The organism is Microcoleus sp. A003_D6, from assembly GCF_036702825.1.
Classification (GTDB): domain Bacteria; phylum Cyanobacteriota; class Cyanobacteriia; order Cyanobacteriales; family Microcoleaceae; genus Microcoleus.
Window position 1 is genome coordinate 1 of the sequence record NZ_JAUBWA010000024.1, and the last position, 20,429, is coordinate 20,429.

Annotated in this window: 19 protein-coding genes and 1 pseudogene; 10 read left to right on the forward strand and 10 right to left on the reverse strand. The window is 47.5% G+C overall.

The window, feature by feature from the left end:
* Positions 1-242: 242 nt before the first annotated feature.
* The 5 genes from QUB70_RS09410 to QUB70_RS09430 form a co-directional block, all read right to left on the reverse strand.
* Positions 243-1,883: a 2-isopropylmalate synthase gene (locus QUB70_RS09410; RefSeq protein ID WP_332979851.1), complete on the reverse strand. Its 1,641-nt coding sequence runs from the start codon at positions 1,881-1,883 to the stop codon at positions 243-245.
* Positions 1,884-2,132: 249 nt separating this feature from the next.
* Entirely contained in the window at positions 2,133-2,654 is a 522-nt protein-coding gene (locus tag QUB70_RS09415; protein ID WP_006633075.1) for a LabA-like NYN domain-containing protein, read from the reverse strand.
* Between the two features lie 89 nt (positions 2,655-2,743).
* Positions 2,744-2,878: a hypothetical protein gene (locus tag QUB70_RS09420; RefSeq protein ID WP_332979853.1), complete on the reverse strand. Its 135-nt coding sequence runs from the start codon at positions 2,876-2,878 to the stop codon at positions 2,744-2,746.
* 113 nt (positions 2,879-2,991) lie between these two features.
* A complete protein-coding gene (locus QUB70_RS09425; protein ID WP_332979855.1) occupies positions 2,992-3,639 on the reverse strand; it encodes a response regulator transcription factor in 648 nt (215 codons plus the stop codon).
* 690 nt (positions 3,640-4,329) lie between these two features.
* Positions 4,330-4,755: a (2Fe-2S) ferredoxin domain-containing protein gene (locus QUB70_RS09430; protein ID WP_332979857.1), complete on the reverse strand. Its 426-nt coding sequence runs from the start codon at positions 4,753-4,755 to the stop codon at positions 4,330-4,332.
* A 390-nt stretch (positions 4,756-5,145) separates the two neighbouring features.
* Here QUB70_RS09430 and groES point away from each other — a divergent pair, with 390 nt between their 5' ends.
* The 5 genes from groES (at position 5,146) to QUB70_RS09455 (ending at position 10,296) form a co-directional block, all read left to right on the forward strand.
* The gene (groES, locus tag QUB70_RS09435; protein WP_332945088.1) at positions 5,146-5,457 is read left to right on the forward strand and encodes a co-chaperone GroES; all 312 of its coding nucleotides are present in this window, start codon (positions 5,146-5,148) and stop codon (positions 5,455-5,457) included.
* Between the two features lie 138 nt (positions 5,458-5,595).
* The gene (groL, locus tag QUB70_RS09440) at positions 5,596-7,236 is read left to right on the forward strand and encodes a chaperonin GroEL (protein ID WP_332979858.1); all 1,641 of its coding nucleotides are present in this window, start codon (positions 5,596-5,598) and stop codon (positions 7,234-7,236) included.
* A gap of 94 nt (positions 7,237-7,330) precedes the next feature.
* The gene (locus QUB70_RS09445) at positions 7,331-9,031 is read left to right on the forward strand and encodes a DUF262 domain-containing protein (protein ID WP_332979860.1); all 1,701 of its coding nucleotides are present in this window, start codon (positions 7,331-7,333) and stop codon (positions 9,029-9,031) included.
* A gap of 177 nt (positions 9,032-9,208) precedes the next feature.
* On the forward strand, positions 9,209-9,868 hold the full coding sequence (locus tag QUB70_RS09450; RefSeq protein ID WP_332979862.1) for a glutathione S-transferase family protein: 660 nt from the start codon (positions 9,209-9,211) through the stop codon (positions 9,866-9,868).
* Positions 9,868-10,296 carry a hypothetical protein gene (locus tag QUB70_RS09455; protein WP_332979863.1) on the forward strand — a complete coding sequence of 143 codons (429 nt, stop codon included), beginning with the start codon at positions 9,868-9,870 and terminating at the stop codon, positions 10,294-10,296. The genes QUB70_RS09450 and QUB70_RS09455 overlap by 1 nt, the downstream gene beginning before the upstream one ends.
* Positions 10,297-10,561: 265 nt before the next feature.
* Here the strand turns inward: QUB70_RS09455 and QUB70_RS09460 are convergent, their stop codons facing one another.
* Positions 10,562-11,482: an SH3 domain-containing protein gene (locus QUB70_RS09460; protein ID WP_332979864.1), complete on the reverse strand. Its 921-nt coding sequence runs from the start codon at positions 11,480-11,482 to the stop codon at positions 10,562-10,564.
* A gap of 584 nt (positions 11,483-12,066) precedes the next feature.
* Here QUB70_RS09460 and QUB70_RS09465 point away from each other — a divergent pair.
* A complete protein-coding gene (locus tag QUB70_RS09465; protein WP_332979866.1) occupies positions 12,067-12,510 on the forward strand; it encodes a hypothetical protein in 444 nt (147 codons plus the stop codon).
* A 223-nt stretch (positions 12,511-12,733) separates the two neighbouring features.
* On the opposite strand, the pseudogene QUB70_RS09470 reads toward QUB70_RS09465, so the two are convergent.
* A pseudogene (locus QUB70_RS09470) lies at positions 12,734-13,069 on the reverse strand (tRNA ligase subunit PheS family protein); the annotation flags it as partial.
* A gap of 380 nt (positions 13,070-13,449) precedes the next feature.
* Here QUB70_RS09470 and QUB70_RS09475 point away from each other — a divergent pair.
* Positions 13,450-14,145, forward strand: a complete 696-nt coding sequence (locus QUB70_RS09475) for an aspartate/glutamate racemase family protein (protein ID WP_442927747.1) — start codon at positions 13,450-13,452, stop codon at positions 14,143-14,145.
* Positions 14,146-14,498: 353 nt separating this feature from the next.
* Here QUB70_RS09475 and pheS read toward each other — a convergent pair whose 3' ends face one another.
* Complete coding sequence (gene pheS, locus QUB70_RS09480) at positions 14,499-15,503, reverse strand: phenylalanine--tRNA ligase subunit alpha (RefSeq protein WP_332979870.1); 1,005 nt, start codon at positions 15,501-15,503, stop codon at positions 14,499-14,501.
* Positions 15,504-15,713: 210 nt separating this feature from the next.
* Between pheS and surE the strand changes: the two genes are divergently transcribed.
* Entirely contained in the window at positions 15,714-16,520 is an 807-nt protein-coding gene (gene surE, locus QUB70_RS09485; RefSeq protein WP_332979871.1) for a 5'/3'-nucleotidase SurE, read from the forward strand.
* A 126-nt stretch (positions 16,521-16,646) separates the two neighbouring features.
* Positions 16,647-17,045 carry a hypothetical protein gene (locus QUB70_RS09490; protein ID WP_332979872.1) on the forward strand — a complete coding sequence of 133 codons (399 nt, stop codon included), beginning with the start codon at positions 16,647-16,649 and terminating at the stop codon, positions 17,043-17,045.
* A gap of 573 nt (positions 17,046-17,618) precedes the next feature.
* Here the strand turns inward: QUB70_RS09490 and QUB70_RS09495 are convergent.
* Together QUB70_RS09495 and QUB70_RS09500 are read right to left on the reverse strand one after the other, a co-directional pair.
* Positions 17,619-18,839, reverse strand: a complete 1,221-nt coding sequence (locus tag QUB70_RS09495; protein WP_332979873.1) for an LL-diaminopimelate aminotransferase — start codon at positions 18,837-18,839, stop codon at positions 17,619-17,621.
* A 216-nt stretch (positions 18,840-19,055) separates the two neighbouring features.
* On the reverse strand, positions 19,056-19,382 hold the full coding sequence (locus tag QUB70_RS09500) for a thioredoxin family protein (RefSeq protein WP_332979875.1): 327 nt from the start codon (positions 19,380-19,382) through the stop codon (positions 19,056-19,058).
* A 143-nt stretch (positions 19,383-19,525) separates the two neighbouring features.
* On the opposite strand from QUB70_RS09500, the gene QUB70_RS09505 reads away from it, so the two are divergent.
* Positions 19,526-20,302 (forward strand): lipoate--protein ligase family protein, encoded by a 777-nt coding sequence (locus QUB70_RS09505; protein WP_332979876.1) that lies wholly within the window; start codon positions 19,526-19,528, stop codon positions 20,300-20,302.
* Positions 20,303-20,429: the final 127 nt, after the last annotated feature.

The following is a 20,429-nucleotide window of genomic DNA, read 5'->3' on the forward strand; positions in this document are numbered from 1 at the left end:
GGGGGACAAGAACTTACTCAAAGTCCCCCTTCTTAAGGGGGATTTAGGGGGATCTCCGAGGAATAAATAGTTTTAACTGAACCGTATTGCGCTATAAGTAGTGCGTCAAAGTTCTTTTTGCGTAAGTCCTGTAATTTTTAACCGCAGATGAACCAGGATTAATGCCGATTAATTTAGATTTATCTGCTTTGATATGGTTCGTCTGCGGTTTGTTTCCAGAAAGATGACTGACAAGAAATTTATCAGCGCTGTGCTTCTGCAACAACTTCATTTCCGATCGGAGTTGACTTTTCGGGCGATTTTTCAACACTCTGCTGCAATGCCACGTAAAGGCGATTTAAAGCGCTGATGTAAGCTTCTGCGGAGGCTACGATAATGTCGGTATTTGCCGAGTGACCGGAAAATACTTTGCCTTCGTGGCGCAAGCGAATTGTCACTTCGCCGATCGCATCAATTCCCGCTGTTACCGATTGTACAGAAAACTCGATCAACTCGTTCGGGACATTGACAACTCGGTTAATTGCCCTGTAAATCGCATCCACAGGCCCAGTGCCGATCGCAGCATCGGTCAATTCTTCCCCAGCCGGATTCCGCACCGTTACGGTTGCTGTCGGCCGGGATTTGTCGCCGCAGGAAACCTGCACCAATTCTAACCGGAAAAGTTCTGGAGCTTGGTGGGCTTCGTTATTGGCGATCGCCTCCAAATCCCAATCCGTAATCTCTTTTTTCTTGTCTGCCAAATCTTTAAACTTGACAAAAGCCTTATTTAGCTCATCGTCTGCCATTTCAAAACCCAACTCTTTCAAGCGAGTATGAAAAGCGTGCCGCCCCGATAATTTGCCCAAGACGATTTGATTTTCGGTTAAGCCGATCGACTCAGCGTCCATAATCTCGTAAGTCAGCTTATTTTTCAGCACCCCGTCTTGGTGAATTCCCGACTCGTGAGCGAAAGCATTTGCGCCGACAATCGCCTTATTTGGCTGCACCAACATCCCCGTCAAAGTCGAAACCAAGCGCGATGTTTTGTAGATTTGGCGCGAGTCAATATTCGTCAGCGGTTCCTCAGAATCCGCAGGCCGGCCCAAGAACGGATTATAATATTGGCGCCGCACGTAAAGCGCCATTACCAACTCTTCCAGAGCCGCATTTCCCGCCCGTTCGCCAATGCCGTTAATCGTGCATTCTAACTGTCTGGCGCCATTTTTTACGGCTTCCAAAAAGTTAGCAACAGCCAATCCTAAGTCATTGTGACCGTGAACCGAAATAATAGCGCGATCGATATTCGGCACATTTTCCTTAATTCCGCGAATCAAAGCCCCAAACTCGCTCGGAGTCGTGTAGCCCACGGTATCGGGAATATTAACAGTTGTGGCCCCAGCGTCGATCGCCCGTTCCAGAACCCGATACAAAAACTCCGGTTCCGATCGGCAAGCATCTTCGGGAGAAAACTCCACATCATCCACAAAAGACTTAGCGTACGCCACCATTTCCGGCACAATTTCCAGAATCTCAGCCCGCGTCTTTTTCAGCTTGTACTCCAAGTGAATGTCAGAGGTAGCCAGAAACGTATGAATTCGCGAATTTACCGCCGGTTTCAGAGCTTCGGCTGCTGTTTTAATATCCGGCTTTCTCGCCCTTGCCAAACCGCAAATTGTCGGCCCATTTTCCGTGCCAACCGTCCGAGCTATTTTTTGGACAGCCTCGAAATCTCCCGTGCTGGTGAAAGGGAAACCCGCTTCGATGACATCTACGCCCAATCTCGCTAACTGGCGGGCAATAGTCAGCTTTTCATCCACATTCAAAGATGCGCCCGGAGATTGTTCTCCATCCCGCAAAGTCGTATCGAAAATAATAATCCTGTCTTGACTTGGTTGAGTTTTCATAGCTCTAAAAAAGTGTTCTCCTAATTTTTACTTGTCCGTTTTTCTGGGCACTTAGCCCCCAGTCACCAGTCTTGTGTTTCGCGCCCATAACGAATAATTAATAATTAACAACCCATAACGCCTGACTACTGACTGCTGACTAATGACTAATGACTAATAACTAATGATTAATGAAATCGGACTGCTTCCCTGTCAACTGTCAACTGTCAACTGTCAACTGTCAACTGTCAACTGTCAACTGTCAACTGACTAATAATCCATCTTCTCGATATGTTCCCTAATTTCATTTAGGTCTATATACCTATCTGTAGCATTTCGCAATTCTCTCGCAATCATTCCTTCGGTGGATACCACAGTAATATGAGTATTTTTCGAGCGCAGCAGCTCGATCGCCCGCTCAAAATCCCCATCCCCGCTAAACAGCACAACTTGGTCGTACTGATCCACCGTATTAAACATATCAACCACAATTTCTATGTCTAAATTAGCCTTTTGAGAATATCTGCCCGAAGCATCATCGTAATATTCCTTAAGAATCTTAGTGCGAACCGTGTAACCCAGACTGATCAAAGCATCTCGAAATCCCCTTTGATCTTGGGGGTCTTTGAGACCCGTATACCAGAAAGCATTGATCAAGATGACATTCGGCTGCGAAGTTTTGAAATATTCGAGCACCCTGCGAGGATCAAAAAACCAGCCGTTCTTTTGTTGAGCGTAGAACATATTGTTCCCGTCCACAAAAATAGAAAGGCGGTTCATTAAGTTTGTCATAGAAACTTAGACCTAATAATTGTAGAAAGAAGTTAATCTAAATATCACATTTTAGCAACATGGAGCTAACTGAGGCAATAGATTAGACTTCAGAAAACTCCATCTCCCCAGTATTTCATATTTTCGGCTCTACCGCCAGAGGGTTCTTTTAACCCTGCTTGCATTCGATCGACCAGACCGATCGAACCAGACGCCCAGTAACTCAATACCGGCTGCGGTGTCAAGGTTAATGAGACTTCAAAACTACCGCGCCAACCGCCCTACCGCCAAGCAGGTATACCGAAGCGCATTGCAGTACCTTTTGCTCCCCTGATTTCATAGCGCAGATTGCGTCAGCTCAAGCCTTTTTGCTTTCAAGGGCCCAGCGAGCTAACTCTGTCCGGTTGTGCAGGCCAGTTTTTCCCAGCATATTGCTGACGTGACTCTCTATAGTACGCTGGCTGACATTCATCACGTCTGCGATCTGGCGGTTTGCCATACCCTGGGCTAGCAACTGTACTACCTTTAACTCAGTGGGAGTCAATTCGACATTGCGGCGCGCCTTAATTTTTGGGCCGTTCTCAAGACCTGGATTTGAGTGGCGAATCAAGCGGGATGCAGCTTTCAGAGAAGATTCTACTTGGGCTACCAGTTCTTCAGGTTCAAAAGGCTTGACTATATAAACGTCAGCCCCCGTGCTCAAGCCTTTTACTCGGTCTGAACTTTGACCTTTAGCGGACAAGAAAAGAACAGGAATCCAGCTCGTGCGCGGGTCTTCTCTGATGTGTTTGACTAAAGTGTACCCGTCCATTTCCGGCATCATCACATCGCAGATGATCAAATCTGGGACTTCTTCTTCTAGTTTTTCTAGAGCATCTCTGCCGTTTTCTGCTGTAATGACGTTGTAACCCCGAAACTCCAAGTAATCCTTGACTAGCAAGATCAAGTTCGGGTCGTCGTCAACCAGCATCAGCCGTTTTTGCTCTCCTGAATTGTTGTCCTTCATGTTTGTTCCCGCTAGAGTATCCCGCACAATTCCTTGCTTTCACTATTATTTGTTCTGGGCGTCCCCCGCTTTCCCGGGCCAGGCGGGGCCGGTGGACGGCGAGCTAGTGAAGCTGTTGCGGTGAGGGGAAAGCGGGGCGGGTATTACCGCTTCCCAACCAGTTATCAGACCTTGTTTGTGAATGTCTTGCCACTAGGAACAAAGCCAAAATCTGTCATGGACGATCGCCCTCCTTAATGACAATCGGGCTTAAGTTAACAAAAATTATATCCCGACTAAATTATCATGGATGATGTTGTCGGGCCTTGATTTATGGGAGAAACCCTGATAGCCCAAGTGAGCTATTTAATCTGGAGATGTTCAATTACAGGTGGATGCCCCGATTTTAATTGGTTAATTTTGATGTAGAAAGATTTAAAGACTCCCTACTTACGTATTTAACTATTTCTAGTGTAGTTTAGCAAACTGCCTGATGTCCGCGAAGCACGCAACTTTTGGGCAAAATGTCGCCCGTCTCCGGCATCGAACTTCTTCGACGCACTTCCTAAAAAACCCAAGAAGCCGGACTACCAGAGACAGGCAGGAAAATACAGTTGTTCGATCGCGATACAGGTGCGCGAGCGCTCTCAACTTCACAACATTAAACTTAACATCTTGCCGATCGCGCTGTGCTTTTTCACAGCGCTACAGTTAAAGGCCTGGTTCCCCCTGAGCTGGCTGCGGCAAAGGATGAGTCAAGAAAGCGTATTCTTCAACGACCTTTGAGTTTAGGAGATGTTCCTGAATAATTCTCTCAATGACGGGTGGAGTAACGTCGCGATACCACACTCCGTCTGGATAGACTACCATAATCGGGCCAGACGCGCACACTCGCAGGCAATTAGCTTTCGTGCGAAAAACGCAGGTTGGTCGATCGGCACTTGGCTTGTCCAACCCCAATTCTTGCAAGCGTTTTTTTAAGTAATTCCAAGCCACCAGACTCGTTTCCCGATCGCAGCACTTGGGTACGGTTTGGTCGGCACAGATAAAAATATGCCGGTCGATTTGAGCGATTCCCAGGCTTTGGACGCAAGCGCTCAAGCCTTGGCTGCCCGATTCATCGTGATTTTCTGTCATTGTATTCATTAATCAAACAACGTAATTGGTTAGCGATCGAAAGTCCTCACCACAGCCCCCACTCTCCCCCTCTCCCCTTCCCCCACTCTCCCTCTCCTTCTCTCCCCCTCTCCCCCTCTCCCCCTCTCCCCCTCTCCCCTTCCCCCACTCTCCCCCTCTCCCCCTCTCCCCTTCCCCCACTCTCCCCCTCTCTCCCCCTCTCCCCTTCCCCCACTCATTCTCGGTTCGGGAACCCGTACAGACAGGTAAGTTGCGATCGCCCCTGACTAAAGCTAAATTAGCACTCAGGAGTCGAGAGTGCTAATATGTCAGTAGCAAGCAGTCGGCTGTTGCTTTTATAGCGACCCCGGACGGCCCACTGACGACGATCTGTAATTTGGAGATTTATTTATGGCAGCAGTATCACTGAGTGTTTCTACCGTTAAACCGCTAGGCGAGCGCGTGTTCGTGAAAGTAAGCGCTAGCGAAGAAAAAACCGCCGGCGGCATCCTTTTACCCGACACAGCTAAGGAAAAGCCCCAAGTAGGCGAAGTGGCGGCCGTGGGCCCCGGCAAGCGCAACGACGACGGCACTCGCATTGAAATGGAAGTCAAAGTCGGCGACAAAGTTCTCTACTCGAAATACGCCGGCACCGACATCAAACTCGGCACTGACGAATACGTCTTGCTAGCCGAAAAAGACATTCTGGCGATCGTTAACTAATTAATCATTAGTCATCAGTCATTAGTCATCAGTCATTAGTTTAAAGCGAACGCCGCCAAACAACTAATGACACAGGACAAATGACTAAGATCCATCATCCCAAATCCAAAATCTAAAACCCTCTCATCCCCAAAAACTATGGCTAAGCGTATAATCTACAACGAAAATGCACGTCGCGCCCTCGAACGCGGTATGGACATTCTCGCCGAAGCAGTGGCCGTAACCCTCGGCCCCAAAGGCCGTAACGTGGTTCTCGAAAAGAAATTCGGAGCTCCTCAAATCGTCAATGACGGCGTTACCATCGCCAAAGAAATCGAACTAGAAGACCACGTAGAAAATACAGGCGTTGCTCTAATTCGTCAAGCCGCCTCCCGAACCAACGACGCAGCAGGCGACGGCACCACAACTGCTACCGTTTTGGCTCACGCAATGGTCAAAGAAGGCCTGCGGAACGTAGCTGCTGGTGCAAATGCGATCGCCCTCAAACGCGGTGTTGACAAAGCAACCACGTTTTTGGTCGAAAAAATTGCCGAACACGCCAAACAAGTAGAAGATTCCAAAGCCATCGCTCAAGTCGGCTCCATCTCTGCTGGTAACGACGATGAAGTCGGCCAAATGATTGCCAACGCAATGGACAAGGTGGGCAAGGAAGGCGTAATTTCCCTGGAAGAAGGGAAGTCTATGACCACCGAATTGGAAATCACCGAAGGGATGCGCTTCGACAAAGGCTACATTTCTCCCTACTTTGTCACCGACACTGAGCGGATGGAAGCGATTCTAGAAGAACCCTTCATCTTGCTGACAGACAAGAAAATCGCTCTGGTACAGGATTTAGTACCCGTGCTCGAACAAGTAGCCCGTTCCGGCCGCCCGCTGTTGATCATTGCAGAAGACATTGAGAAAGAAGCTCTAGCTACCCTCGTTGTCAACAAACTGCGCGGTGTGTTGAACGTGACTGCTGTTAAAGCACCCGGTTTTGGCGATCGGCGCAAAGCCATGTTAGAAGATATCGCCGTATTGACCGGCGGTCAACTAATCACCGAAGACGCCGGTTTGAAACTGGAAAATACCAAGCTCGACATGATCGGCAAAGCCCGCCGCATCACCATCACCAAAGACAGCACCACAATTGTTGCCGAAGGTAACGAAGCCGCCGTCAAGTCCCGCTGCGAACAAATTCGCCGTCAAATGGACGAAACCGAGTCTTCCTACGACAAAGAGAAGCTGCAAGAACGTTTAGCCAAATTGGCTGGTGGCGTTGCAGTAATCAAAGTTGGCGCTGCGACTGAAACCGAAATGAAGGATCGCAAACTGCGTTTGGAAGATGCGATCAACGCAACCAAAGCTGCTGTCGAAGAAGGAATTGTTCCTGGTGGCGGTACAACTTTGGCTCACCTAACTCCTGAATTGGAAGAGTGGGCTAATGGCAACCTGAAGGGCGAAGAATTGACCGGTGCATTGATTGTGGCACGGGCTTTGGCTGCTCCTCTGAAGCGGATTGCTGAAAATGCTGGTTTGAACGGCGCTGTGATTGCTGAGCGCGTCAAAGAAAAGCCGTTCAACGTCGGTTTCAACGCAGCGACAAATGAGTTTGTCGATATGTTTGAAGCTGGTATCGTTGACCCTGCGAAGGTGACTCGTTCTGCTCTGCAAAATGCTGCATCTATTGCTGGTATGGTGCTGACAACCGAGTGCATCGTCGTTGACAAGCCCGAACCGAAGGATGGCGCTGCTGCTGGCGCTGGCGGCGGCATGGGCGGCGGCGACTTCGATTATTAAGTCGATGTTTGATTACTAATCGCTAGTTTGATGGGCGGGCAATAATGTCCGCCCTGTTATATTGGAAAGTGCTTTTCTTGTATTATTTCGTACTATGGCTCGTACTAACCTCTTAGATACTCGGACTACTAGCTTTGGGGACTTAATCAGCAATGGCAAAATCTATCGAGTACCGCCATTCCAACGCGATTATTCCTGGACGGAGGAGAACTGGGAAGACCTCTGGCAAGATATTTTGATGCTGCACAACAACCTCAGTGTCAGCCATTATATGGGAGCGATCGTTCTGCAAAGCTCCGCTACTGCTGATAAAGAATTTACAGTCATCGACGGTCAACAGCGATTAGCCACTCTCAGCATTATTGCCGTTGCTGTTATTGAAAAAATCCGACGGTTGGTAGAGCAAAATGTTCAGCCTGAAGCCAACCGAGATCGGCAAGAAATTCTCAAGCGTACTTATCTGGGTGATCGAGATCCGCGTTCTCTCCGTTACTCTAGCAAATTATTTTTAAATGAAAATAATGATGATTTTTATCAAAGTAATCTGATCAATCTTAGAAAACCCTTAAATATCCGAGCGCTGTCGAAATCTAATCAACTGTTATGGCAAGCTTTTGATTACTTTTCCAAAGAATTAGAAAAACTGCCTGACATATTTCAGGATGGAGAAAAGCTAACTGCTTTTCTTGGGGATACTGTTGCTCAACGGCTACTTTTTATCCAAATTAGCGTCGAAGATGAATTGAATGCTTACACTGTTTTCGAGACACTGAATGCTAGGGGGTTAGAGCTAACTTCCACCGATTTGTTGAAGAATTACCTTTTCTCACTGTTTCAAGGCCCAGACGATTTAAAAGCGGCGCAGCGACAGTGGAAGCGCATTATTAATATGGTTCAGATGGAGGATTTTCCCGCATTTTTGCGCTACTATCTCAGTCTAAATCATTCCCGAGTGCGACGCGAGCGCTTATTTAAATTAGTTCGAGAATCTGTCAAAGATGGTCAACAAGCTTTTGACTTGCTTGACAAACTTGAGAATTTCAGCAGCTTATTTGTAGCTCTTGGTAGTCCCAATGATGAATTCTGGCGCGATACTCCACAGAATCAACCATATATTCGCGCGCTCAACTTATTTCGGGTCAAGCAGGTATATCCAACCCTGTTTGCTGCTTATCAGAAGTTCTCGCCTGAAGATTTTACCCGCTTGCTAAAGCTTGTAGTTGCTATTTCCTTTCGTTACAGTATCGTTAGCAGCTTGAATCCCAATGAATTAGAATTTCTTTACAATAACGCTGCGCTCGACATTACCAGCGGAAAAATAACGGGTACCCGGCAGGTTTTTGATGCACTGCGTCCGGGCTATGTTAAGGATGAAAAATTTCAGCAGGACTTTTCTTTGCTTTCTATATCTACAAAAAATCAAAAGCGTAAATTAGTTCGTTACATTTTTTGCAACTTAGAGGCAGATGCCTCTGGCATAGAGGTTAATGAAGATAGTTTTTCAATAGAACACATTTTACCTGAAGTACCGACTGATGACTGGCGACAAAATTTTACTGAAATCCAGATAGAGGACATGGTTTACCGTCTTGGTAATTTAACTCTTTTGGAACCTTCTTTTAATCGCGATATTGGACAAAAGAACTATAGGATTAAAGTAGAAAAATATCAGCAAAGTGTTTATGCTTTAACAAAGAACATCATGGCAGAAGATTGGACGCCCGACGCGATTGCAGTCCGTCAGAGGCATCTAGCACAGCGTGCGGTTCATATCTGGAAATCTGATTTTTCTTGATTTTTAAATCAATTGCTATCTAGGCTCGATCGCGATACAGGTAAGGATGTCCTATTGTTGGAGAAGTGCGCTCACTATATTGGCGTGTAAAATTGACTACAGTCTAAATATTTTCAGAAGCGCACTCGACAACTCAATCCTCAACAGCTTACTCTCTCAACAACCAACGCAAAAGCCATGAAACTTTACCATACTCCCATTTCCCCCAACTCCCGCCGCGTGTGGATCGCCCTCTTAGAAAAAAACCTCGACTTTGAATTAGTAGAAATTCACTTGGACGGCGATAACTTGCAGCCTGAGTTTGTGGCAATAAATCCTTTTCACCGCATCCCTGTTTTGGTCGATGATGACTTTACTGTCGTCGAGTCTCTAGCAATTCTTGACTATCTAGAAACGAAGTATCCCGAACCGGCAATGCTGCCAAAAGAACCGAAAGATTTGGCAGTTGTGAGGATGGTAGAAATGGTCACGGTTAACGAACTTATACCAGGAGTTAATCCCCTAAGCAGTGAAAAAATGGGATGGGGAACTCCCCAAGCGCAGGAAATCGCAAAGGCTAAGGAAAAAGTCAATACTGTGCTGACATTCTTTGAAGGCTTGCTGGACGATCGCCCTTTTTTCGCTAGCAACAGTGTCACGTTTGCCGAGTGCGTTGCCGGCACCATCGTGCCCTTGCTATCTTGGGTTGGTGTGTCCCTAGACGGCTATCCTAAAATTAAAGCTTGGTGCGATCGACTAATGTCGCGTCCCTCATGGCAGCAAACTCAATTCACCGAGGCAGATTTGGCGGCTTTCGCATCTCGAAGACAAAAATTTTTGGCACAAGCTGAAGCCTAATGAACAAATCAACTGTCAAGCGATCGCTCTTTTTCCTCGCACTTTTCGCCTGTATCCAAATTCCCATCGCAGCAATGGGGCAACCCGCTGCCCGATCGAACTACGAAGCAATTAACCCTAAACAGTTCCTTACCGATCGCAAAATTACCCTCTCCAACCCCAAAGATATCGCAGCCAAACTCTTTATTCTCGATCGAGAATCTGAAGGCAGAAAAAGCGATGGAATTTCGGTTGAATATCCCACGCGAGAAACAGCCGTAATTGTCCAAACCGTCATCGGTTTAGCTGACGATTCTGTTGCCGGAATGCGGCACCGCATCGAACTCAGACTCAGGCAAAATAAGTGGGAAATTGTCTGGATTGGCCGACAATCGAAGTGTCAACCAAATCGCGGACACCAAAATTGGGCAAGCGGCCTCTGTAGGTAGAAAGGTCGATCGGCTTTTTGCTTAAATTGATTCACCCCGCCTTCGTTGCCAGGAAAGAAGCTAGGACTTGACGCAACCGATGATGAAAAACAGAAGCTGAGAAAGATCCGCTACCGCTGCTTCTTCCCGATAGAAATAAGTTATTCATGCGTAAGTCCAAGAAGCAGTTTCTGTTCCGCATTGTTCCCTGGCTGCGCGACAATCTTAAAACTATTGCCGGTGTCGATCGCTCTTTTAGTCAAAAAGAGCGATCGAACTCAGAAGTTTACTTGCACATGATTAAATTTCCCGCTGAGATGAATCCGGGCACAGGGCCTGAAATCTCAACCCAATTGCGGTCTTCTCCATTCTTATCTTTGACTAACTGGAAATTCGGCACAAGCGTTACTTGACCGTTAGCCGCTACGCCACCTTTAACCGCAGAAGTCTTGGAAGGCTCGGTGCGGATAGCTAGACCCCTTGGTGCTACGCGAGGTTCTACTTGGCGGCACAGACTGACGGGGCCCGGTGCCGGTGTGGGTGCCGGTGCTGGTGTGGGTGCCGGTGCCGGTGCTGGTGCTGGTGCCGGTGCTGGTGCTGGTGCTGGTGCCGGTGCTGGTGTGGGTGCCGGTGTGGGTGCCGGTGCTGGTGTGGGTGCCGGTGCCGGTGCTGGTGTGGGTGCCGGTGCCGGTGCTGGTGTGGGTGCCGGTGCCGGTGCCGGTGCTGGACTTGGACGGGGTGTCGGTGCTGGTGCTGGTGCTGGCGCGGGACTTGGGGAAGGAGTTTGACTAATTGTGCACGAACCTAAATTACTTTCGTCGTTGGGATATCCGCTAGCCACATACCCTTTGACGGGAGCGCTAATTTGAATCCAGAGGCGGCCGTCGGAGGCTTTAACAGAAGTAGCGCTTGGGGACAGCGTTACCTGAGTGTTAAGTGCTACCCCGCCAACTCTAGGGGATTTGGGGTCTGGGTTCTGGCGAACGGTCAAACCTTCTTTGGGAGTGACTTTGCGGCAAAAGTTGCCAGCTTGGGCTATTTGAAAGGTGGCGCTATCTTCAAAGGAAATATTTTCAGCATCCTGACTGACAGTGGATGTTGATGGGGCGGCAATACCGATCGCATTCGCACGGGCAATACTTCCGGCTGCGATCGCGATCGCGCCCAGCAATGCAGCGGGTTTGTTCCAGTAACTCAAGTTTTTCATTTCCGTTCAACTCCTCACTTAACCACAATCATTATCTTAATTGCAGGTCAATATAGCAAAAAAATCGATTTGTCTTCCACAAAAAATCTTTATGTAACATTTTTATACCTGTAAGTCAACTTTTCTTTATATAATTTAATGTTTGCTGAGAGTTAAGCGAGGACAAAATAAGCTGCTATGCCTAGAAATTGCTGGTTATGGCAGAGTGGGGGAGCGGGAGAGGGGAAAGGAGAGAGCAGGCCAAGTTAAAAGTTAACAGTTTAAATGCGTAACAGTCGATCGAACCTTACTTAAAATTACTGCGGCGAACAAATGACATTGGGAGAGTCTCGAAATTCATCTGTGGAGTCAATCTAAAATTTTAAATCTAAAATCTAAAAATCGACTTATCTTAGCTAAACCTCCCAGAGCGCGGCTGTGCATTCAATTCTAAAATCTAAAGTTGACTGAGGTTCATTGCTTCAATCTATCAAAAGAGGGAATTTTTGTAACCGTTCGCCGGCGGATAACCTCTCTCTAGAGAACGGTTCCGCCGAGCGCTCCGATAGAGTAGAAATAGAATGTCATATCTGATTGTGTATTGTATGAAACTGAATTCTTTTACGAAACGGCTTTCGACTGTCGGCCGCTGGATGGCTGCAACTGTGCTTTGCGTGTCAGCGATGGCCTTCGTTTGGCAGGGTGCGTTTTTCTCGAACACCGCAGCAATGGCTTCTCCTTCTGTAAACATCGCAGCAGCAGATGCGGGCGATGCGGTTCAAGAAAAAGCCAGCAAAGATGCTGGACGAGCCAAGAATTTCATCCGAGATACAGAAGAGAAGGTTAAGGAAACTGCCAAGACAAATGCTGCTAAAGTCGATCGAGCATCTGATGATGGTAGTTTCGTAGAGCGCAAAGCCAAGAAAGATGCGGCCACCATTGAGAAAAGAGCAGAGGAAGATTCAGCTCGGACTCAGGAAGCAGTAGATAATACCAAGAATGCTGTAGAGCGCGCTGTTGACAGCATCAAGGGCGCTTTTGGCAAGTAGAAAATAAATAAGTAGGTCAGCGCAAAAAAACAATAATATCTTGCATGGGCTTGTAAGGGCGGGTTTTTCAACGATTTGCAGTAAGAGCGAGTCGATCGTTGCAAAACCCGCCCTCTTCCCAAGCGAGGTTTATTTGTACTTACTTACTTGAAACTGGAAGATTGATGTACATTGACCAACACCTCGATACGGATCGATCTTGTTACCGACCCCAAGCCATTCTTTAAAATTGCCGCAAAAAGCGCAAATCGCTAGCATAAACCCGGCGAATGTCGTCAATTTCATAAAGTACCATTGCGAACCGCTCGACACCAAAACCGGCCACAAACCCAGTATATTTTTCTGGATCTAAACCAACTCCTTTAAGAACGTTAGGCTCGACTGTTCCGCAGCCTAAAACTTCCAGCCATTTGCCGTTCCACTGCAAATCAACTTCAGCAGAAGGTTCTGTAAACGGAAACTAACTTGTGCGGAAACGAATCGGCAAATCTTGCCCGAATGTTTGCCACAAAAACTCTTTTATTGTGCCTTTCAAGTCAGTAAATGTCAGACCTTCATCACCTGTAACTAAAACCATTATTTTAATTGCAGGTCAATAGACCTCTTGCAAAAATCCTTTTAATCAAATTCGGGAACGGGCTCTCCGGCCCATTCCACAAGAAAAAAAATTTTGTGGGATGGGCTGGAGAGCCCGTCCTAGTTATTTTTGCAATAGGTCTAATATAGCAAAAAAATCGATTTGTATTCCAGAATCCGACTTTAAACAATTTCAAGCCTGCACTTAAGTCAAGTAATTGTTATAAAATTTTATTTTTTGTTACAGTCGCCCGTGAACTTGGCAACAAACGGAGAGCCGGGACGATCGTACAATCATCTGGAGTGGCAACTCGATCGAGCCGCCCGCGGTCATTCAGAATTCTATGTATCAACTTAGTAACTATGAGAATCAAGGTCATCAACCCAAATACAAATGTCAGCATGACTCAAAAGATTGGTGCGGCTGCCGTTGCTGTTGCCAGCCCGGGAACAGAAATTGTTGCCTGCAATCCGGTGTCAGGCCCGACTGCGATCGAAGGACACTATGACGAAGCCATGAGTGTAGTAGGGGTGCTAGAAGAAATTTCTAAAGGGGAGGCGGCAGGAATTGATGGGTACGTGATTGCTTGCTTTGGAGACCCGGGGCTACTGGCAGCACGGGAGTTGGCAAAAGGCCCGGTGTTGGGAATTGCGGAGGCGGCTATGCACGCTGCCAGTTTTATCTCCACTGGGTTTTCTATTGTCACCACCTTAGAGAGGACGCGGGTGATTGCTCAACATTTGGTGAATAACTATGGAATGACCAGGTTTTGTCGTAAGGTGCGGGCGATCGACTTACCCGTATTAAGTTTAGAAACCCCCCACGCAAAAACGGCAATTTTACAAGAGTGCCGCTTGGCACTGGAAGAAGACCGTTGTGGGGCGATCGTACTGGGTTGTGGTGGCATGGCTGATTTACCAACTCAGTTAAGTCAGGAATTGGGAATTCCCGTCATTGATGGGGTCAGTGCGGCAGTCAAACTTGTGGAAGCCCTGGTGGGTTTGGGACTGGGAACCAGCAAGGTGGGTGATTTGGCGTATCCAAACTCTAAATCCTAACTTAGGAATATTTCGTTAATTCAGTGATTCGATTCAGATTAATAGACCTCTTGCAAAAATAACTAGGACGGGCTCTCCGGCCCATCCCACAAAATTTTTTTTCTTGTGGAATGGGCATCTTGCCCGTTCCAGAATTTGATTAAAAGGATTTTTGCAAGAGGTCTAATGAAGAAGAATTCAGGAGTTAGAATTCATGCGATCCCGAATGATATCGTTTCCGCGCTTCATCGGAACCATACATAATTTTTCGAGTTGCAGTGCTAGGGGGACGCTCGCTATAAGTAGCGCTCGATCGCTTATCATTCCGATGCCACCGGATTTGATATGACTCCTGACTCCTGAATTCTTTCTTGTTAAAATTGCCGCAAAAAGCGCAAATCGCTGGCATAAACCCGACGGATGTCATCGATTTCATGCAGTACCATTGCGAAGCGCTCGACCCCAAAACCAGCAGCAAAACCAGTATATTTTTCCGGGTCTAAACCAACTCCTTGAAGAACGTTAGGATCGACCGTACCGCATCCCAAAACTTCCAGCCATTTGCCGTTCCACTGCAAATCAACTTCGGCAGAAGGTTCTGTAAATGGAAAGTAACTCGTGCGGAAACGAATCGGCAAATCTTGCCCGAACATTTGCCGCAAAAACTCTTTAATTGTGCCTTTCAAGTCAGTAAATGTCAGCCCTTCATCTATTGCCAAAAGTTCTATTTGGTGGAAGACTGCCGCGTGAGTAGCATCGACAGTATCGCGGCGGTAAACGCGGCCGGGAGAGACAATCCGAATCGGCGGTTTGTGCTGTTCCATGTAGCGAATTTGCACTGATGATGTTTGAGTCCGCAGCAAGTCGCCTCCTGGCAGGTAAAATGTATCTTGCATATCCCGCGCCGGGTGGTCTGGCGGGGTGTTGAGCGCCTCGAAGTTGTAATAATCTGTTTCCATTTCCGGGCCGTTGGCGACGGTGTAGCCGAGGCCGACAAAGATATCCAAAGCGCGGTCTATGACGCTGTTTAAGGGGTGGACGCGGCCTTGGGGTCGAAAAATCCCCGGCATGGTGACATCGATGGTTTCTGAGGCTAATTTGGCTTGGATTTGGGCGGTTTGGAGGGCGGTGCGCTTGTCTTCTAAGTCGGTTTGTAGGGCTTCTTTGACGGTGTTGGCGATCGCCCCTACTTTGGGCCGCTGGTCTGGCGACAGTTTGCCCATCATGCCTAAAATTTGAGAGAGTTGACCTTTTTTGCCGAGGTAGCCGACGCGCAACTGTTCGAGTTGTTCGATGGTATTGGCAGTTGCGATCGCACTTTTGGACTCTTTGCCGAGAATTTCTAGTTGAGTTTCAATGTCGCTTAGCTGGACAGTCATTTTGATTTTAGATTTTAGATTTTAGATTATGGAATTGATGGCTGTTTTGAGCCAAGCTGAGTTTAGCGCAATTTTGGCTCGACAGTCTTGTTGATTTTAGATTTTAGATTTTCGGTAGTTACGGATAATTCGTAATAGGTAATTTGATGTTAGAGCGATCGCCCGACTTGAATTTAGTTTAATATTACGATCAGGCCTACAAAACTTTTCATGAAACTTCTAATTAGCAACGACGACGGCATCTTTGCACAAGGCATCCGCAGCCTCGCCAACGCACTCGCCGCCGCCGGCCACGACGTGAGCGTAGTTTGTCCCGACAGAGAGCGCTCCGCTACCGGCCACGGCCTCACCCTGCACCAGCCCATCCGCGCCGAAATTGTCGAATCTATTTTTGACCCAGCAGTCAAAGCTTGGGCTTGTTCGGGCACTCCCGCTGACTGCGTGAAACTCGCTTTGTGGGCTTTACTTGACAAACCGCCGGATTTTGTGCTTTCCGGCGTCAACCACGGGCCCAATTTAGGCACGGACATCATCTGTTCGGGTACGGTTTCGGCAGCAATGGAAGGAATTATGGAAGGCATTCCCAGCATTGCTTTCAGCCTCGCGAGCTATAGTTCGCAGGAATTTGGGCCGGCGGTGGATTTCGCTGTTACCTTGCTGGCACAGTTCGCCAAACAGCCAATGCCGAAACCGATGCTCTTGAATGTCAACATACCAGCAGTCACACAAGCAGAAATTACCGGAATTACGATCGCCCGTCAAGGCATTCGCCGCTATTTCGACATATTTCAAAAACGCACCGATCCGCGCGGCAAAACTTATTATTGGCTGGCTGGCGAATTGTTAGAAGATGTAGAAGAAACCCCCGATCCGGCGGTGGTGCACGATATTCCTACAGACGTACAAGCTATTCGCGACAACAGGATAACCCTTACCCCGCTGCAATACAATCTCACCTGTGTTCCCGACTTGCACTGGTTGCGGGATTGGCAGTTTGAAGGTTTTCCAAGGCAGTGAGCTCCGATCGACCCGATCCGAGCGGTAAACTAGGAATTAAGGAAAAGTGCCTATAAAGGTCTATGCCTTAGGCGTTAACACAGGCTCCCAATTAGTTGTTGGTTTTTTTACTCAAGAAAAACAGTTATGAACGCTCCTACCTATAACACTCATTCTGTCACTTGCCCGATCTGCAACCGTTCCAGCGTCGTAGGCCCAGTCGGAATGGTCAGCGGACTATTCACTTGTCCTCACTGCCATTCTCATATGGTAATTAGCTGGAGCGGTCATTTTGTGCGCGATCCCTTTAGTCTCAAACAACTGACGGTGGGAAAGATGCTCAGGCGCGAAAGCAGGCCGCTAGCTCGCCTTCAGCGCGACTTTGGGCTGGGTAAACATTTTCCGCTGATTGCAATTTTGGGCAGTTTGGTATTTTTGGGGTGTGCGATCGCCGTTACGGAACAATCGCTGCCCCGACAGAATTCATTTCAAGGATTTTTAGAGTGGGTGAGCGGAACTGGCAATTCTGAAGATGCCTCCCGTTAACATTTCTCAACATGAATTGTGACAGAATACTCCGTGCAAATATCTATTCCTTTAGGTAGAAATCAAAATATTTTAGCAATTGCACCAATCTTGAGCTGCGGGTAAGGACTTAGGCGCCGTACCCTTCTTTATGTCAACAAAAACGTCAAAACCCCAGTCCGGCAGGGCTTTTAACCCCTGCCTCAAAGCTCGATTCCGGTGTACTTAAGTATTAGAACGGTGTTTCGGGTTAAGTTGACACAAATTATACCAATTTTAAAAAAGAATGCAACAGTATTCTTGTTCCCCCCCTTAGCAAGGGGGGGCTAGGGGGGGTGGTTTTATTGTGGGGAGAAGAAATCTGAAACGACAGAAAGCACCACTCAAAGCTCGCGTCTGGGACGCAACTGTTATATTAATAAAGGTACGTAGTTGGGCTTTAGCCCTCTTTCTATATACGTCTCAAGAGGGCTAAAGCCCAACTACGCACCTATTTCTAGGATGACAATTAATCCACCCCCCTTAGCAAGGGGGGCTAGGCAGGGTGGTTTTATTGTGGGGAGAAGAGTGTTGCACGATTTTAGAGAAATGGTATTACATCGCTCTACTTTGAAACTCAGCAATTCTCCTAACAGCTTCTGCCAAAATTTCTGGCGACTCGACTAAGGCAAATCGCACGTAGCCTTCTCCTGATTTCCCGAAACCGGCACCGGGGGAAGCTGCAATTCCTGTACTCTGTACTAGCTGAGTGCAAAATTTTACGGAATCTTGGGCCCAAGGTGCAGGCAGTTTCGCCCAGACGTACATGGTGGCGGGGGGTACAGGCACTTGCCAGCCAATGCCGTGTAGCGCGTTTACAAAGGCATCCCGCCGTTTTCTGAAGGTTTCTACGCTGGTTTTAACCGTGTCTTGAGGGCCGATTAAAGCGGAGATCGCTCCATTCAAAATTCCTTGGTATTGATTGAAATCTACGGCGGCTTTTACCTGTCGCAGTGCTTCAATGATTTGGGGATTGCCGATCGCGTATCCAACTCGAAAACCTCCCATATTGTACGATTTGGATAGTGTAAAAAACTCGATCGCCACACTCTTATCTCGATCGGCTTGAAAAATTGACGGCGCCATCAATTTGCGGTTTTCCTCGCTCCCAGTCGCCTCAATTGCAGAATTGCGATCGTCAAAAACCAAATCCACATAAGGGAAATCGTGCACCAAAACTAGCCGGTGTTCCCGACAAAAAGCCACGGCTTTTTCAAAAAAAGCAACAGGGGCGATCGCAGTTGTAGGATTGTGAGGATAGCTCAAAACCATCATCTTCGACTGAGCCAGCACTGGTGTCGGAATATCTTCAAATACAGGCAAAAACTGATTTTCCGCTAACAGCGGCATCGGATAAATTTGACCGCCAGCCAAATAAACACCGCCCGCGTGAGAGGGATAACCCGGATCGAGCAACAAAGCAAAATCTCCGGGGTTGAGTACAGCTAAAGGCAAATGCGCCGTGCCTTCTTGGGAACCAATTAACGGCAGCACTTCTGTTTCTGGATTGACTGAAATCCCAAATTTTTGTTCGTACCAAATAGCTGCTGCTTCCCGAAAAGATTTTGTCCCGTTAAACAGCAAATAGCCGTGGGTGCTGGAGTCGGACAGAGAATTCGCGATCGCATCTGTAATGTGAGCCGCCGCAGGCAAATCCGAAGAACCCAGAGACAAGTCAATCACATTTTGCCCCGCGGCTCTAGCCAGAGATTTCGCCCGATCCATATCGGCAAATACATTCGAGCGCAATGGTTGTAAACGTTTGGCAAATTCCATATTTTTTGTCAGTTTTTGGGGATGTTAATCATTTTTTTGTATGATTGTTAAAGCAAAAGTTTTCTTTGATTGGTGAAAGTTTTTTTAACCGCAGAGAGCGCAGAGGACACAGAGAAAGAGAGGAATGTTGAGGAGAAAAGAGAGATGTTAAAAAAAATTTTCCGATTGCTATAGTTGTGAGTTGGGAGTTTCCAGCTCCCGAATCATTTCCCAAATTTATAAGTGACCGTCGAGCAAACCGATCAAAGTTTGTTTAGTAATAGCTCCTTCGTGAGAAAGCACTACTTCGGCATTTTTAAACAGCCTGAGAGCTGGGACTCCTTCTACTTTATACTGCTTGACAGTGTTAGGATTGGGGTCAATTTCCATTTTAACCACTTTCAGGCGATCGCTGTAGTTGGCCGCCACCCAGTCTACCGAAGGCGCGATCAGTTTGCAAGGCCCGCACCAAGCAGCCCAAAAATAGGCAAGCACTGGTTGCTCTGCTTTCAGCACTTCTGTTTCAAATTTTTCGTCGTTAATGACAATTACACTGTTGCTCATGGTTCTGCGATTATTTTTTCTATTTATTTCTACAGCCTTGGCTCTGTAAAATTTACACAAACTTAGAAAACAGGCTCAAAAGACTGTTACTAATTTTAAAACATTCTGCGAATTATTGACTAGAAACTGAGGACAGGGGACTCATGGCTAATTCTGTTTGGCGTTTAATTCCGCTGCTACAAGCGTCTGGTAGCGTCCAGATGGCGATCGACCAATGGTTGCTGGAACAGCATCTAGCGGGCAAACATCCGCCAACTCTGCGATTTTACACTTGGCAACCGGCGGCGATTTCCTTGGGCTACCACCAACGCCGGTGGCCGGAGTTTTGGCAGCATTTGTCTTGGCGGGGAACGTCTGTGGAGTTGGTGAGGAGGCCCAGCGGCGGGCGCGCCGTGCTCCACCAAGGGGATTTAACTTATGCAGTTGTGGCGTCGGGATTTGGAAGCAGCCGTATGAAAGCTTATCAGACTATTTGCGAGTTTTTGATTGAGGGTTGGAGGGCTATGGGTTTGGATTTGCACTACGGGGAAGCTGGAAGGGGTTACATTCACAATCCGAATTGTTTTGGTACTGCGACGGGTGCGGATTTAGTTACACTTGATGGCTGCAAGTTAATTGGTAGCGCGCAATTGCGACGGGGTGATGCTATTTTGCAGCACGGTTCGATGCGTTTGCAGCCGGATCTTAGTTTGTTTTCTCAAGTGTTTGGGGAGGAATTAATTCCTGTGCAATTACCTCTATCTGAAGGGGGAGATGATTCGATCGCAACTGTAATTGATGTTTTGAGTGCGGCGGCTTCTCGCTGTTTTGGGATTGATTTGGAGGTGCAGCCGCTTTCGGATGAGGAATGGGAAGCCATAGACTCCTGGACGCACTCCGACCAAAGAAACCGGGTTTTTTGCCTTGGCTGCGGACTCTAACGAAGTATTTTCGTAAAAAAACCCGGTTTCTCGGCCCCATGCGTCCAGAACTATGCAATAGACTTCTTGCAAAAGTCCTTTTAAGCAAATTTTCGGACGGGCAAGATGCCCATCCCACAACAGAAAA